At 43.3% G+C, this 15510-nt stretch carries 10 protein-coding genes; 8 read left to right on the top strand and 2 right to left on the bottom strand.

The window, feature by feature from the left end:
• Positions 1-19: 19 nt before the first annotated feature.
• On the bottom strand, positions 20-6022 hold the full coding sequence (locus ACESMA_RS02360) for a tetratricopeptide repeat protein (protein WP_372947153.1): 6003 nt from the start codon (positions 6020-6022) through the stop codon (positions 20-22).
• A gap of 160 nt (positions 6023-6182) precedes the next feature.
• Between ACESMA_RS02360 and nhaC the strand changes: the two genes are divergently transcribed.
• The 8 genes from nhaC to ACESMA_RS02320 all read left to right on the top strand — a co-directional run bounded on the left by nhaC (position 6183) and on the right by ACESMA_RS02320 (position 14631).
• Positions 6183-7649, top strand: coding sequence for a Na+/H+ antiporter NhaC (gene nhaC, locus ACESMA_RS02355; RefSeq protein WP_372947152.1), 1467 nt, complete (start codon positions 6183-6185; stop codon positions 7647-7649).
• Between the two features lie 20 nt (positions 7650-7669).
• A complete protein-coding gene (locus ACESMA_RS02350) occupies positions 7670-8476 on the top strand; it encodes a PhzF family phenazine biosynthesis protein (RefSeq protein WP_372947151.1) in 807 nt (268 codons plus the stop codon).
• Between the two features lie 335 nt (positions 8477-8811).
• Complete coding sequence (locus tag ACESMA_RS02345) at positions 8812-10131, top strand: acetyl-CoA hydrolase/transferase family protein (RefSeq protein WP_372947150.1); 1320 nt, start codon at positions 8812-8814, stop codon at positions 10129-10131.
• A 14-nt stretch (positions 10132-10145) separates the two neighbouring features.
• Positions 10146-10547, top strand: coding sequence for a methylmalonyl-CoA epimerase (gene mce / locus ACESMA_RS02340; protein ID WP_372947149.1), 402 nt, complete (start codon positions 10146-10148; stop codon positions 10545-10547).
• A 38-nt stretch (positions 10548-10585) separates the two neighbouring features.
• Complete coding sequence (locus ACESMA_RS02335; RefSeq protein WP_372947148.1) at positions 10586-12145, top strand: acyl-CoA carboxylase subunit beta; 1560 nt, start codon at positions 10586-10588, stop codon at positions 12143-12145.
• Between the two features lie 12 nt (positions 12146-12157).
• Positions 12158-12523, top strand: coding sequence for an OadG family protein (locus ACESMA_RS02330; protein WP_372947147.1), 366 nt, complete (start codon positions 12158-12160; stop codon positions 12521-12523).
• 12 nt (positions 12524-12535) lie between these two features.
• Positions 12536-12961, top strand: a complete 426-nt coding sequence (locus tag ACESMA_RS02325; protein WP_372947146.1) for a biotin/lipoyl-containing protein — start codon at positions 12536-12538, stop codon at positions 12959-12961.
• A 20-nt stretch (positions 12962-12981) separates the two neighbouring features.
• A complete protein-coding gene (locus tag ACESMA_RS02320; RefSeq protein ID WP_372947145.1) occupies positions 12982-14631 on the top strand; it encodes a sodium ion-translocating decarboxylase subunit beta in 1650 nt (549 codons plus the stop codon).
• Positions 14632-14692: 61 nt separating this feature from the next.
• On the opposite strand, the gene ACESMA_RS02315 is transcribed toward ACESMA_RS02320, so the two are convergent.
• On the bottom strand, positions 14693-15490 hold the full coding sequence (locus ACESMA_RS02315) for an MBL fold metallo-hydrolase (protein WP_372947144.1): 798 nt from the start codon (positions 15488-15490) through the stop codon (positions 14693-14695).
• Between the last annotated feature and the right edge of the window lie 20 nt (positions 15491-15510).

The raw sequence follows: 15510 nt of genomic DNA, 5'->3' as shown, positions 1-15510 counted from the left end.
CTGTTTATTTGAAAACAGATTAATTCAATGCTTCTTCAATTTTCAATAATCCTTCTTTAGCCTGCTGGTCATCAGGTCTTAATTCCAGAGCTTTTTTGTACCAAAACCGGGCAACATTGTAATTTTCGTTTTCAAAAGCTTCAGATGCATTTTGCATGTGCGTATTAAACTGTTCGCCCGACCGGCTGGCCATTCGTTCAGCAATTAAATCGGTAATAGCCTGCAACTGCTCCCTTGGGTAAGTTTCTTCGGGTTTAACACTGAGGGCGCGGTTGTACCAACCTCTGGCCACAGCAAGCTGATTCTCGCGAAATGTTGAATCGGCCAGATTGACAAAATTCTGGTAATCGCGATCGCGCTGACTGAGCAATAAACTGCCTACCAGCCTGTTTATTTCTTCAATCCGCTGTGGCGGATAAGTTTCTTCAGGTTTAACATCCCACGCTTTGTAATACCAGGCTCGCGAAACATTGTAACGCTGATTGTCAAAAAATCCGTCGGCCAACGAAATATATTCATTGTATAACTGGTTTAATCCCGACTCACTCATCTCCTGCCTTTCGCTCATTTGTTGCTGGCGTTGTTCAATTTCTGCCCGCCTGCGTTCCATATTTTCTGCTGTCCTTTGTTCATCCAAAACACGTTCCTGCTGTTGCCTGAGCAAATTGTCAATTTTTACAATCTGACCTTTGGGGTAACTTTCATCGGGCTTAATCTCCAGGGCCTTTTCGTATTCTGATTTGGCTTCGTTCCACGATTCAGTATTAAAAAATCCGTCGGCTGCAAGAATAATTGTGCGGTAGTTTTCATCCAGTTCCTGCTGAGCCAGAATCCTGTCCACTTCATTAATTTTTTCCTGTGGATAACTTTCCTCTGGTTTTATTTCAAGAGCTTTTTCAAAATTTATTCTTGCATTACTGTAATCCCGCGAATTGAATTGCTGATCAGCCAAAGCTATTGTATTTTGATATGCTTTGTTTATTCTTTCACGTTCCTGAAGAATACTTCCAATTTCTGCAACTCGTTGCTGAGGATATGTTTCGTCGGGTTTTACCTGCAATGCCGACTGATATGCCGTTCTGGAAGTTTCGTATTCATTCAGATTGAATAAACTGTCGCCACGCGAAACAGCCTGCGCATATTGAAGGTCCTGTTCAGCCTGAAGTGCTGCCAAACGTGCCTGCTCTGCAGCTTCGGCTTCTGCTTCAGCTTCTGCAGCTAACCGGGAGCGGGTTTCCACAATGCTGTCGATTTTGGCGATTTGTTCTGCCGGGTAAGTTTCTTCCGGCTTGGCCTGTTGCGCTTCGGTGTAAGCAACTTTGGCACTTTCAAAAGATTCACTTTGAAAATCGCGGTCGGCTCGCGAAATGGCTGCATCGTAGTTTTGCTGTGCTGTGGCAAGTTGTTGTAGTAAATTACCAATTTCATCAATCCGTTGTTGAGGATACGTTTCGTCGGGTTTTACCTGCAATGCCGATTGATATGCCGTTCTGGAAGTTTCGTATTCATACAGGTTAAACAAACTGTCACCACGGGAAACAGCCTGCGCATATTGCCGGTCCTGTTCGGCCTGAAGTGCTGCCAGACGAGCCTGTTCTGCAGCTTCGGCTTCTGCTGCAAGCCGGGCGGCTTCTGCTTCTGCTTCTGCTGCCAACCGGGCGCGGGTTTCTACAATACTGTCAATTTTGGCGATTTGTTCTGCCGGGTAGGTTTCTTCCGGCTTGGCCTGTTGCGCTTCGGTATAGGCAATTTTTGCGCTTTCAAAAGATTCACTTTGGAAATCACTGTCAGCTCGAGAAATGGCTGCATCGTAGTTTTGCTGTGCTGTGGCAAGTTGTTCCAGCAAATTACCGATTTCATCAATTTTTTGCTGTGGGTAATTTTCGTCGGGTTTGACCTGCAATGCCGATTGGTAAGCCGTTCTGGAAGTTTCGTATTCATTTAAATTAAACAGGCTGTCTCCGCGGGAAATGGCTTGTGCATATTGCCTATCCTGTTCTGCCTGGATGGCTGCCAATCGAGCTTGTTCGGCAGCTTCGGCCTCTGCTGCCAACCGGGCGCGGGTTTCCACAATACTGTCGATTTTGGAGATTTGTTCTGCCGGATACGTTTCTTCCGGCTTAGCTTGCTTTGCTTCGGCGTAAGCTGCTTTGGCGCTTTCAAAAAATTCACTTTGAAAATCCCTGTCGGCGCGGGCAATGGCTGCATCATAATTTTGCTGTGCTGTGGCAAGTTGTTCCAGCAAATTACCGATTTCATCAATTTTTTGCTGTGGGTAATTTTCGTTGGGTTTTACCTGCAATGCAGACTGGTAAGCTGTTCGCGAAATTTCATATTCATTCAGATTAAACAAACTGTCGCCACGCGAAACGGCCTGCGCATATTGTCGGTCCTGTTCAGCCTGAAGTGCTGCCAAACGTGCCTGTTCCGCGGCTTCGGCTTCTGCTGCAAGCCGGGCGGCTTCTGCTTCAGCCTCGGCTGCCAGCCGGGCGCGGGTTTCCATGATACTGTCGATTTTGGCGATTTGTTCTGCCGGATACAATTCTTCCGGCTTGGCCTGTTGCGCTTCGGTGTAAGCTGCTTTGGCGCTTTCAAAAGTTTCACTTTGAAAATCGCGGTCGGCTCGAGAAATGGCCGCATCGTAGTTTTGCTGTGCTGTGGCAAGTTGTTGTAGTAAATTACCAATTTCATCAATCCGTTGTTGAGGATACGTTTCGTCGGGTTTTACCTGCAATGCCGATTGATATGCCGTTCTGGAAGTTTCGTATTCATACAGGTTAAACAAACTGTCACCACGGGAAACAGCCTGCGCATATTGCCGGTCCTGTTCGGCCTGAAGTGCTGCCAGACGAGCCTGTTCTGCAGCTTCGGCTTCTGCTGCAAGCCGGGCGGCTTCTGCTTCTGCTTCTGCTGCCAACCGGGCGCGGGTTTCTACAATACTGTCAATTTTGGCGATTTGTTCTGCCGGGTAGGTTTCTTCCGGCTTGGCCTGTTGCGCTTCGGTATAGGCAATTTTTGCGCTTTCAAAAGATTCACTTTGGAAATCACTGTCAGCTCGAGAAATGGCTGCATCGTAGTTTTGCTGTGCTGTGGCAAGTTGTTCCAGCAAATTACCGATTTCATCAATTTTTTGCTGTGGGTAATTTTCGTCGGGTTTGACCTGCAATGCCGATTGGTAAGCCGTTCTGGAAGTTTCGTATTCATTTAAATTAAACAGGCTGTCTCCGCGGGAAATGGCTTGTGCATATTGCCTATCCTGTTCTGCCTGGATGGCTGCCAATCGAGCTTGTTCGGCAGCTTCGGCCTCTGCTGCCAACCGGGCGCGGGTTTCCACAATACTGTCGATTTTGGAGATTTGTTCTGCCGGATACGTTTCTTCCGGCTTAGCTTGCTTTGCTTCGGCGTAAGCTGCTTTGGCGCTTTCAAAAAATTCACTTTGAAAATCCCTGTCGGCGCGGGCAATGGCTGCATCATAATTTTGCTGTGCTGTGGCAAGTTGTTCCAGCAAATTACCGATTTCATCAATTTTTTGCTGTGGGTAATTTTCGTTGGGTTTTACCTGCAATGCAGACTGGTAAGCTGTTCGCGAAATTTCATATTCATTCAGATTAAACAAACTGTCGCCACGCGAAACGGCCTGCGCATATTGTCGGTCCTGTTCAGCCTGAAGTGCTGCCAAACGTGCCTGTTCCGCGGCTTCGGCTTCTGCTGCAAGCCGGGCGGCTTCTGCTTCAGCCTCGGCTGCCAGCCGGGCGCGGGTTTCCATGATACTGTCGATTTTGGCGATTTGTTCTGCCGGATACAATTCTTCCGGCTTGGCCTGTTGCGCTTCGGTGTAAGCTGCTTTGGCGCTTTCAAAAGTTTCACTTTGAAAATCGCGGTCGGCTCGAGAAATGGCCGCATCGTAGTTTTGCTGTGCTGTGGCAAGTTGTTGCAGTAAATTTCCAATTTCATCAATCCGTTGCTGTGGATAATTTTCTTCGGGTTTTACCTGCAATGCCGATTGATAAGCCGTTTTGGAAGTTTCGTATTCATTCAGGTTGAATAAACTGTCGCCTCGTGAAACAGCCTGCGCATATTGACGGTCTTGCTCGGCCTGAAGTGCAGCCAGACGAGCCTGTTCTAAGGCTTCGGCTTCTGCTGCAAGTCGGGCTGCTTCTGCTTCAGCCTCTGCTGCCAACCGGGCGCGGGTTTCCACAATACTGTCGATTTTGGCGATTTGTTCTGCCGGGTAAATTTCTTCCGGCTTGGCCTGTTGTGCTTCGGTATAAGCTGTTTTGGCGCTTTCAAAAGATTCACTTTGAAAGTCGCGGTCGGCTCGCGAAATGGCTGCATCGTAGTTTTGCTGTGCTGTGGCAAGTTGTTGCAGTAAATTACCAATTTCATTAATCCGTTGCTGTGGATATGTTTCGTCGGGTTTTACCTGCAATGCCGATTGGTAAGCTGTTCGCGAAATTTCATATTCATTCAGATTGAATAAACTGTCGCCACGTGAAACGGCCTGCGCATATTGACGGTCCTGCTCGGCCTGAAGTGCTGCCAAACGTGCCTGTTCTGCAGCTTCCGCCTCCGCTGCAAGTCGGGCTTGTTCAGCAAAAATCTCGTTAATCCGGGATATTTGATTTTGAGGATAATCTTCTTTTGGTAACAATTCGGCAGCATGTTCATAATCTGGTAATGCATCGATGTATTGTTTCCGCTGAAAAGACCGGTCAGCAGATTTTATCAGCTTGTCATACATGGTTCGGTTGGCCAGTTCATTCATTAAATCCTTAATTTCCTGAATTCTGCTGGTGGCTTTCTCATCTCCCGGCTTTTGGGAAAGTGCACTTTCATAAAAAGAGATGGCTCTTTCATAAAACTGTTTTTCGAAATTCAGTTCTGCCTGAAAAACAGCATCTTCGTAATTTTTAAGTTGTTCTGCATTTTGTTCAAGCCGGCCCAGAATTACATCAATTTCATCAATCTTTTGTTTGGGATACGATTCATTATGCTTGATTTCCAAAGCTTTTTGAAAAAAATCTTTCGATTCAACGTACAACAATTCCTTAAAAGCGTTATCGGCCTGAACAATTAAGTTACGGTATTCCTGGTCAATTTGCTGCTGACGGATGATATCATTGATTTCATCTGCCCTTTGTTGTGCATGCGCATTGTTCGGGTCAACAGATAATGCTCGATGGTAGGCATTTCGCGCCTCAGAATATTTTTTCTCAGCGTACAAAGCATCGGCCTGTTCAATCAGCGCTGCCAATCTCTCGGCTCGTGCCAGTTGCATTTCATCTGCAACCATTAACAAACCAAGTAAATCATTTATTTCAGCAATACGGTCCTTTGGGTATTGTTCTTTGGGAAAAATTTTGCTGGCTGCCTGGTATCCATCCAGCGCTTTTAAAAACTCTTCATTTCTGTATTCATTTTCAGCCTCTTTAATATGCTGGTCATACTCTTTCCGGAGTTCGGCCAGCTCCGCTTTTGTAAGTCCTGCCAAATAATCTGCTTCCTGCCCTATTTGTTGTGATTGCAAAATAGCCTGATCGATCAGGTGTTTAATCTGTGCATCGTTATAATACAGGTCAGAAATAAAGTTATCTACGTTTTCACTGTAATAAATCTTCATTACCGTATTTTCCGAGAAAGTGCGGTCAATTCCCTGAATTTCAGTAAATAATCTGATGTTTACTGGAAATGGTGGAAATAGCGGGTCAGACTGTAACACCTGCCTGGGAACTTGAGTGTTGACTACAATTTTTTGTGGGAAGTTTCCGGAACGGGAAAAAATTAATGTAAATTCATGATTATAATTCAGCTCAACCTTGTAATTGCCGTTTGAACCAATGCCATAATTGTCAAGTCTGCGGCCATCCTGAAACATTTGAATCACAGCGCCGTCAACCGAACCTTCTTCCACGCCCACCGTTCCTTCCACGGTAAGACCATTGCTTCTTTGGGCGGATGCCTGCGAGCCAACACCCATTAAAATCAAAACAATTATAAATAATCTCTGATATCGTACTTTCATAAAAGACCCTAACTAAAACGAAACGAAAATAGGAACATTTAATTATTTGAGAAACGTTATTTTAAATTGCTTGTTTTAAAGCATGAAAATTTTCTGATTCTTTCCCTTTTTTTGGCTAAAATGTATTAGTTTTCCGCTTTAACCGAACAAAAGTATTTAAATGAAGCGTGAAGCAAGCCTGTTTTTTGCACTGTTGCCCATTCTGGTATTAATTGCTCTGCTGACATCCAACGTTTTCCTGTTTGAAGATACACTGACAGGAGCAAACCAGATTGCTTTATTGCTTGCGGCAGCGCTTGCCGGCATTATTTCCATTAGGCTGGGATTGCCGTGGAATAAAATTCGCGAAAAAATTGTCAGCACAATCGGTTCTGCCATGCCTTCCATATTAATTCTGCTGCTCATTGGCTCACTTGCCGGAACATGGATGATAAGCGGCGTGGTTCCTGCCATGATTTATTACGGTTTGGATATTATAAGTCCGAAAATGTTTTTGTTTACAGCAGTTGTGACCAGCGCCATAGTTAGTGTGGCCACCGGAAGTTCGTGGTCAACCATTGCAACTATTGGAGTTGCCTTGCTGGGCATTGGAAAAGCACTGGGCATGAGTGAAGCGGTGGTAGCCGGCGCCATCATTAGCGGCGCCTATTTTGGTGATAAAGTTTCTCCGCTAAGCGACACCACCAACCTGGCGCCTGCCATGGCCGGAACCGATTTGTTCACTCACATCAGGTACATGTTTTATACCACTGTGCCTTCGCTTACCATCACCCTAATCATTTTTTTGGTTATCGGTTTCAGCGGCGACCATTCCGGTGCACTTGATAATGTCCAAGCTGTAAAAACCGCCATTGATGGTACATTTAGCACAAATCCACTATTGTTTCTCGTACCGGCCATCCTTCTCACCATAATTATTCTGAAAGTCCCTCCTTTGCCATCGTTGCTTGCAGGTTCACTTTTGGGAGGAATTTTTGCCATTATATTTCAACCCGAAATTATTCGCGAAGTGGCAGGAATAACTGACAACTACATTCAGGCATCCTACGTTGGTGTGATGCAGGCCATGTTTGGGGATGTGTCACTCACCACAGCCGATTCCAAAGTAAATGAACTTTTAAGTACGTCGGGAATGCGCGGAATGCTTGATACTGTTTGGCTCATTCTTTCGGCCATGGTTTTTGGAGGCGTAATGGAATCGGCTGGTTTGTTGCGCCGGATTACTCAGCCCATTGTTCGCTATGCAAAAAGTACCGGCAGTTTGGTTGCATCAACCGTTGGAACTTGTATTTTCTTTAATACCACGGCATCCGATCAGTATATTTCCATTGTTGTTCCTGGCCGGATGTTTCGCAAAACTTATGAAGAAAAAGGTTTGAAACCTGAAGTTCTGAGCCGCACACTTGAAGACAGCGGCACCATGACTTCAGTTCTAATTCCCTGGAACACCTGTGGGGCAACACAATCGAGGGTTTTGGGTGTGGACACATTCACGTACGCTCCTTATGCTTTTTTCAATTTAATCAGCCCAATAATGACGATACTTTTTGCCTATTTAAATATTAAAATAAGACGATATGGAAAAGATGAAAAACCCGGTGAAAAGCCAAGTGTTCCGGTTGATTAAAAAACAGAAAAATCAGAAAAATGAAAATACCGATTTACCAGATAGATGCATTTGCTGACAAAGTTTTTAGCGGCAACCCGGCAGCAGTGGTTCCTTTGCAAAAGTGGCTACCTGATAAAACCATGCAAAACATTGCCCTGGAAAACAATCTTTCGGAAACTGCTTTTTTTATTCCTGCTGAAAACGGTTTTCATATCCGGTGGTTTACGCCGGCAACTGAAGTAAATCTTTGCGGACATGCGACTCTGGCCTCTGCGTTTGTGCTTTTTCATCATCTGAATTATCAGGAAAAAGAAATTCGTTTTCAATCGAAAAGTGGCCTTTTGAAAGTAACAAAAGATGGAGAGCTGATAGTGCTTGATTTTCCAACTTCTGAAGTAAAAGGAGTTGAGTTCCAACCAAATATTGAAAAAGCTTTCGGAATAAAACCGCAAAAATGTTTTAAAGGCCGGGAAGATTTGATGTTTGTATTCCGAAATCAGGGAGAGATTCAAAACCTTAAACCTGATTTCAGCTTTCTGAAAACACTTGAAATGCGTGGAATTATTGCCACAGCACCTTCTGGTGAGTTTGATTTTGTGTCGCGTTTTTTTGCCCCACGCGAAGGAATAGACGAAGATCCGGTAACCGGTTCGGCGCACACCATGCTGATTCCCTACTGGGCAGAAAAACTTGGAAAAACCAAACTGGTTGCCAAACAAATTTCAAAACGTGGCGGAGTTCTGTATTGTAAATATGCAGAAAATCGTGTTGAAATTGGGGGCAATGCACAAACCTATATGACAGGAGAAATTTCAATTATTAACGATTTATGTTCTACAGCATAATTCGAAAAAACGATTGGAAAATCAGATTTCAAACAAATAAAAAAGGCTGTATTTTTCGCAAAACACGAGCGAAAACATGATTTTTTCCCAGCGATTAACATTGTAGCAAACCATTTTTAACAAATACTTTACAAAACCTTTTGAACAACCAATAATGATATTCGAAAGTTTTTATGGCCTATAGTTTTTGTATATTTGCGGCCTTAAATTGAATACCCGAAAATTACCGGAAAACCATGAAATGAGCCATGAAAAATAGTCAAAAATATTTTTCTATAAAGCCTGATTTTCTGGCAAATTACATCGAATTCCACTGAGGACAATTAATTGATACTATGAAAAATATTAAATTTATTAGCGCCAAAGAAGCAGTTAAGGTTATTAAATCAAACGACCGTGTTCACCTTCACAGTGTTGCAGTAACACCTCATCCGTTAATTCAGGCCATGTGTGAAAGGGGCCGGAACAAAGAATTCCGAAATGTGCGAATCCAACATATTCATACCGAAGGAGATGCACCCTATGCAAATCCAGAGTTTGAGGGAATATTTCAGTTGGAATCATTTTTCGTGGGACATAACGTAAGGAAACAAACCCAGGCCGGTTTTGCCGATTACATCCCGGTATTTTTGCAGGAAACCCAACGCCTCATCCGCGAAGGTTATCTTAAGGTAAATGTGGCCATGATTCAGATTTCTGTTCCCGACAAATTTGGTTATGCCTCTTTGGGGACTTCGGTTGATGCCACCCTTGCCGCTGTGGAAAAAGCAGATACGGTAATTGCCATTGTAAACCCCAATGTGCCGCGGGCATTTGGCGATGCCATGATTCACATCAATGAAATTGACTTGTTTATAGAAGACGACAGCGAATTGATTGCAGCCGAACCAGGACCAATTGGTGAAACCGACCGTAAAATCGGACGTTATGTGGCCGAACTGGTAGAAGATGGCGCAACGTTACAAATGGGAATTGGAGCCATTCCAAATGCTGTGCTTACGATGTTAGGCAACCACAAAGATTTGGGCGTTCACTCCGAAATGTTTGCCGACGGAATTTTACCATTGGTTGACAAGGGTGTGGTAAACGGGAAAAACAAAAAAATTGACAAAGGCAAACTGGTTGCGACCTTTTTAATGGGTTCAAAAAAATTGTATGATTTTATTGACGACAATCCGGGTGTATCCATGCAGGATGTAAAATACACCAACCGGGTAAATGTTATTGCCAAAAACCCAAAAGTAACGGCAATAAACTCAGCCCTTCAGATTGATATTACAGGGCAGGTTTGCGCCGACTCCATTGGCACTAAATTTTATTCGGGTGTAGGTGGCCAAATTGACTTTTTACGCGGTGCTTCGCTCAGTAGCGGAGGAAAACCGATTATTGCCATGCCATCGGTTACCAATAAAGGCATCAGCAAAATTGCACCTATTTTAACACCCGGAGCCGGCGTTGTTAGTACACGTGCCAATATTCACTGGCTGGTAACTGAATTTGGAGCGGTTAACCTTTATGGCAGAACTTTACAAGACCGCGCCAAACTTATTATTTCCATTGCACATCCCGATCACCAGGAAGAACTCGACAAAGCAGCTTTTGAACGCTTTGGCCCTCACTTCCACTTTGTTTGGGACGAAAACGGTAACGATTAATATATTAAACAATTATGAGTATTTCACATATAGAACACATCGGCATAGCGGTAAACAGTCTCGACGAAGCCATTCCTTTTTACGAAAAAATGCTGGGACAAAAATGCTATGCAATAGAAGAAGTAAAAGACCAAAAAGTTAAAACTGCCTTTTTTCAGGTGGGGCAAACAAAAATTGAATTGCTGGAGTCAACTGACCAGGAAGGACCAATTGGTAAATTCATAGAAAAAAAAGGCCCGGGAATCCACCACATTGCATACGCAGTTGAGAATGTTGATGAATCGCTTAAAAAACTTGAAGAGCAAGGAGTTCGTCTTATCGACCAAAAAAGCCGCAAAGGCGCCGAAGGACTTAACATTGGATTTCTGCATCCAAAATCAACCCTGGGTGTTTTAACCGAAATTTGCAGTAAATAACTTTTAAGGACCAAAAATCACAAATAACCGATTTTATAATGAGTACCCAGGATAAAGTAAAAAAGCTGATTGAATTACGGGCTGAGGCAAAACTTGGCGGAGGTTTGAACAGGATTGAAGCCCAGCACCGCAAAGGCAAATTCACTGCAAGGGAACGAATTGATCTTTTGCTCGACGAAGGGAGCTTTGAAGAATTTGACATGTTTGTTACCCACCGCTGCACCAACTTTGGTATGGAAAAGAAAAAGTTTCTTGGCGATGGTGTGGTTACCGGCCACGGAACAATTGACGGACGTGTAGTTTATGTTTTTTCGCAAGACTTTACCATTTTTGGCGGGTCACTTTCTGAAACTTTTGCACAAAAAATCTGCAAAGTAATGGACATGGCCATGAAAGCCGGAGCCCCCTTAATTGGAATAAATGATTCGGGTGGCGCCAGAATTCAGGAAGGCGTAACTTCACTGGCAGGATATGCCGAAATTTTTGAACGGAATATTCTTGCCTCAGGCGTTATTCCACAAATTTCAGCCATTTTCGGGCCGTGTGCCGGCGGTGCTGTTTATTCGCCCGCACTAACCGATTTTATTATGATGACCGAACAGAATTCCTACATGTTCGTTACCGGTCCAAAAGTGGTAAAAACTGTTACCGGCGAAGACATTTCGGTGGAAGACCTTGGCGGCGGAAAAATTCATGCTTCGAAATCCGGTGTTTCTCATTTTCTGGTTGAAGACGAAAAGGAGGGTTTAATGCTTATCCGTAAACTCCTTACTTTCCTGCCACAAAACAACCTGGAAGACCCTATTGTTACAGAAAATACTGATCCCATAGATCGTATGGATGATTTTCTGAATGAAATAATTCCGGAAAATACCAATCAACCCTACGATGTTACTGATGTAATCAGCTCCATTGTTGATTATGCCGAATTCCTTGAAATACACCGCAATTATGCCAAGAACATTGTAATTGGATTTGCCAAATTCGATGGTCATCCGGTGGGAATTGTTGCCAACCAGCCCAATTATCTGGCCGGTGTACTCGACATAGAAGCATCGAGAAAAGCTGCCCGCTTTGTGCGTTTTTGCGACAGTTTTAACATTCCAATTTTAACGCTGGTTGATGTACCCGGATTTCTGCCCGGCAGCCGGCAAGAGTATGGCGGAATTATAATTCATGGAGCTAAACTAATGTTTGCCTATGGCGAAGCAACCGTTCCAAAAATTACAGTAACTCTCCGTAAATCATACGGCGGTGCGCATGACGTAATGTCGTGCAAACAGTTGCGTGGCGATTTGAACTATGCCTGGCCAACTGCCGAAATTGCAGTTATGGGTGCTTCCGGCGCAGTTGAAGTTCTTCACGGAAAAAAACTGGCGGAAATTGAAAACCCCGAGGAAAGGGCAAAATTTATTGCCGACCACGAAGAAGAATACAAGGAAAAATTTGCCAATCCATACCAGGCTGCAGCATTGGGTTACATTGATGATATTATAGAACCACGAAATACCCGCTTCCGGATTATTCGCGGATTCCAAAGCCTGGCTACCAAAAAACTGGTAAATCCGCCTAAAAAACATTCCAATATTCCACTTTAAAGTAAAAACAAAATGAACATTCTTTTTATGCTTCTGGTCAATCCTTTTGACTTTGGTTTTACTGTTGCAATAGTTGGGTTTGCGATTGTTCTTTCAGCATTAACCTTGTTGTCAGTGGTTTTTTCCAGACTTCCGAAAATTATCAACCTGAAATTTAAAAGGAAAAAAGGGGAACAGGAAAAATCAGCTATTTCAGGCGAACAGGACCAACATATTGAAGGAAACGTTACTGCTGCCATCAGTTTGGCCCTGCATCTGTATTTTGATGAAATGCATGATGAAGAAAGCAACATAGTTACCATAAAACAGGTCAGAAAGGCTTATTCTCCGTGGAGTTCAAAAATATACAGCGTAACCCAAAACTGGCCCAGAAATTAAAATCCCAAAAAAATGAAAAAATATAAATTTACCATAAGCGGAAGCGACTACGAAGTGCACATCAAAGACATTGAAGACAACATTGCTGAAGTTGATGTAAACGGTACACGTTATGAGGTAGTAGTGCACAACGAAATAAAAACCTCTAAAACGCCACGTCTGGTTCGTAAGCCATTGGAAAAAATGCCCGGCGAAGGCCAGATTAAAAAGAAAGAATCATCTGGAAAACATGAGGTTACCGCACCGCTTCCCGGAACCATTTTAAAACTGAACATATCGGTTGGCGACATGGTTTCCGAAGGACAAAACCTTTTGGTTATGGAAGCCATGAAAATGGAAAACCAGGTACAAACAACCAAAGGAGGTGAAGTTTTGGCCATTAAAGTAAACGTGGGAGATTCCGTTCAGCAGGATGATGTTCTCATTGAAATTGGTTAACTGCAAAGCATTCAAAAAAAATGAGAAAAATATTTCAACTACTAATAATCTTTGCGGCACTGTTTTCTGCTTTTTCTACCCGGGGAAATGAAAAAAACATTTCAACTCAAATTATCAATGGAAAATGGGTGAATCACAGCGATGGATACGTTCCTGTGCCCACTTATAACCCGAAGGAGACATTGTCCGGCGAAAAACTGACAACCGTTAAACGGTATAAAACATTTAGTTTTGAGTCGAACAATACGTTTACGCTCGATTCTGCCAAGCAGCGCTACACAGGCCGGTACAGCATTTCAGGGGATCAAATTATTCTTGATTTCAATCCGGTTGTAATAACGCATCTGCGTAAAAACATGGATCCGAATACTTCATCAACCGATTACAGAACGGAACAGGAAACGGTAAAACTTCCGCAACGGGCACTTTACCTTAATGCCGACGGAAAATTAGCCGGCGATGGTTTCGAGTATAAAAATTACAGCGGTGCAATATCAGGTCTTTTCAATTTTTACGAATTTTCGGGCTTTGCCAACGTAACCTGGAAACACCTGATGATGATTCTGGTTGGGTTAGTTTTTATATATCTGGGAATCCGGTACGAATTTGAACCTCTGCTGCTCGTGCCTATTGGTTTCGGAATTCTAATCGGAAATATTCCCATGTTCCAGGTAGCAGATTTCAACCTGAAACTTGGTATTTACGAACCAGGTTCAGTTATAAATATCCTTTATCAGGGAGTTGTTCAGGGTTGGTATCCGCCGCTTATTTTTCTGGGAATTGGCGCCATGACAGATTTTTCATCGCTCATTTCAAACCCAAAACTGATGTTACTTGGTGCCGCTGCACAAATAGGTATTTTCCTCACATTTTTGGGGGCGCTTTGGTTGGGATTTGCCCCACCAGAAGCTGGTGCAATTGGAATTATTGGTGGAGCAGATGGTCCGACAGCTATTTTTATATCATCGAAACTGGCAAACGGAATGAACATGATGGCCAACGGACAGGTAGTGCAAAACCTGATTGGCCCCATCGCCATTGCAGCGTATTCATACATGGCATTGGTTCCCGTAATTCAACCGCCTGTTATTAAACTACTTACTTCTAAAAGAGAGCGCAGAATTAAAATGAAGCCTCCGCGTGCGGTTTCAAAACTCGAAAAAATATTATTCCCCATTGTGGGGTTACTGCTCACTGCATTTATTGCGCCATCGGCTTTACCACTGCTGGGAATGTTGTTTTTCGGAAACCTGTTGAAAGAATCTACCGTTACCAAGCGGTTGGCAAATACAGCAAGTAATGCGCTGATTGATGTAATTACCATCTTGTTGGGTATAACGGTAGGTGCTTCAACCCAGGCTGATATTTTTCTAACACCTTCATCCATTAAAATATTTGCGTTGGGTGCAGCATCATTTGTGATTGCAACTGCAGGAGGTGTTTTAGGCGCCAAACTCATGAACGTATTTATGAGTAAAAACAACAAAATTAACCCCATGATTGGCGCCAGCGGAGTTTCTGCTGTGCCCGACAGTGCGCGCGTTGTTCAGCACATGGGTTTAAAGGAAGACCCAACCAACCACCTGCTTATGCATGCCATGGCGCCCAATGTTTCGGGTGTAATTGGCTCGGCTGTTGCAGCGGGTATTTTGTTAAGTTTTTTGATGTAATTCCTGGGAGAAGATTTTCAAAAAAGTCATGTTTTCATACTTGTGAACATGACTTTTTTGTTCACTCAAAATCCTTCAATTGTATTTTTTGCCCGTCAAAAGCTACAAAAACATTTTCGGGTAGCATGGATTGAATTTTTTCGTGGGTTCCAAATTCATGACTGATATGTGTTAAAAAAGCTTTTTCTGGTTTGATTTTATCTATAATATCCAAGGCCTCAAGAAGATTAAAATGAGAAATGTGCTTTTTTTCACGTAGCGCATTAATTATCAGAATTCGGGAACCTTTCAGTTTTTCAATACCTTCGTCAGGAATGAAGTTGGTATCGGTAATGTAACTGAGATTTCCAACCCTGAACCCATAAACCGGCAGTTTATGATGAAAACAACGGATTGGTATGAATTCAATTCCGTCAATTTGAAATGGCTGATTGGTTAATTCGTGTAGCATCATCCTGGGAATTCCGGGATAATTATGTTCGGCAAAAACATAATCGAAAATTCGTTTAATGGACTCCTGAACCCGTTTTTCAGCATAAATATCAGTAGGATGCTTTTGAAGCCAGTTAAACGACCGGATATCATCCAGCCCAAATATGTGGTCAACATGTTCGTGTGTAATCAGAATTGCCCTAAGCGTTTTTACTTTTTCCCGTAACATCTGCTGCCTGAAATCAGGCCCGGCGTCAATCACAAAGTTTTGTCCGTTAATTTTTAGCAACAGCGATGAGCGCAGGCGTTTGTCCTTTTCATCTTCCGACTGGCAAACCGGACAATCGCAGCCAATTACAGGCACTCCCTGCGAAGTTCCGGTACCAAGCAGAATTGCTTCAATCTCATATTTATTTTGGCTTAACATGCTGCAAAATTAGCAAAAGG

The organism is Mariniphaga sp. (assembly GCF_041687215.1).
GTDB lineage: Bacteria > Bacteroidota > Bacteroidia > Bacteroidales > Prolixibacteraceae > Mariniphaga.
This window is presented reverse-complemented; position numbering and strand designations above follow the sequence as displayed.

What these genes read in the sequence shown, in the direction of transcription:
- ACESMA_RS02360 (WP_372947153.1), bottom strand. Translation starts at nt 6,022, where the DNA reads ATGAAAGTACGATATCAGAGATTATTTATAATTGTTTTGATTTTAATG.
- nhaC (WP_372947152.1), top strand. Translation starts at nt 6,183, where the DNA reads ATGAAGCGTGAAGCAAGCCTGTTTTTTGCACTGTTGCCCATTCTGGTA.
- ACESMA_RS02350 (WP_372947151.1), top strand. Translation starts at nt 7,670, where the DNA reads ATGAAAATACCGATTTACCAGATAGATGCATTTGCTGACAAAGTTTTT.
- ACESMA_RS02345 (WP_372947150.1), top strand. Translation starts at nt 8,812, where the DNA reads ATGAAAAATATTAAATTTATTAGCGCCAAAGAAGCAGTTAAGGTTATT.
- mce (WP_372947149.1), top strand. Translation starts at nt 10,146, where the DNA reads ATGAGTATTTCACATATAGAACACATCGGCATAGCGGTAAACAGTCTC.
- ACESMA_RS02335 (WP_372947148.1), top strand. Translation starts at nt 10,586, where the DNA reads ATGAGTACCCAGGATAAAGTAAAAAAGCTGATTGAATTACGGGCTGAG.
- ACESMA_RS02330 (WP_372947147.1), top strand. Translation starts at nt 12,158, where the DNA reads ATGAACATTCTTTTTATGCTTCTGGTCAATCCTTTTGACTTTGGTTTT.
- ACESMA_RS02325 (WP_372947146.1), top strand. Translation starts at nt 12,536, where the DNA reads ATGAAAAAATATAAATTTACCATAAGCGGAAGCGACTACGAAGTGCAC.
- ACESMA_RS02320 (WP_372947145.1), top strand. Translation starts at nt 12,982, where the DNA reads ATGAGAAAAATATTTCAACTACTAATAATCTTTGCGGCACTGTTTTCT.
- ACESMA_RS02315 (WP_372947144.1), bottom strand. Translation starts at nt 15,490, where the DNA reads ATGTTAAGCCAAAATAAATATGAGATTGAAGCAATTCTGCTTGGTACC.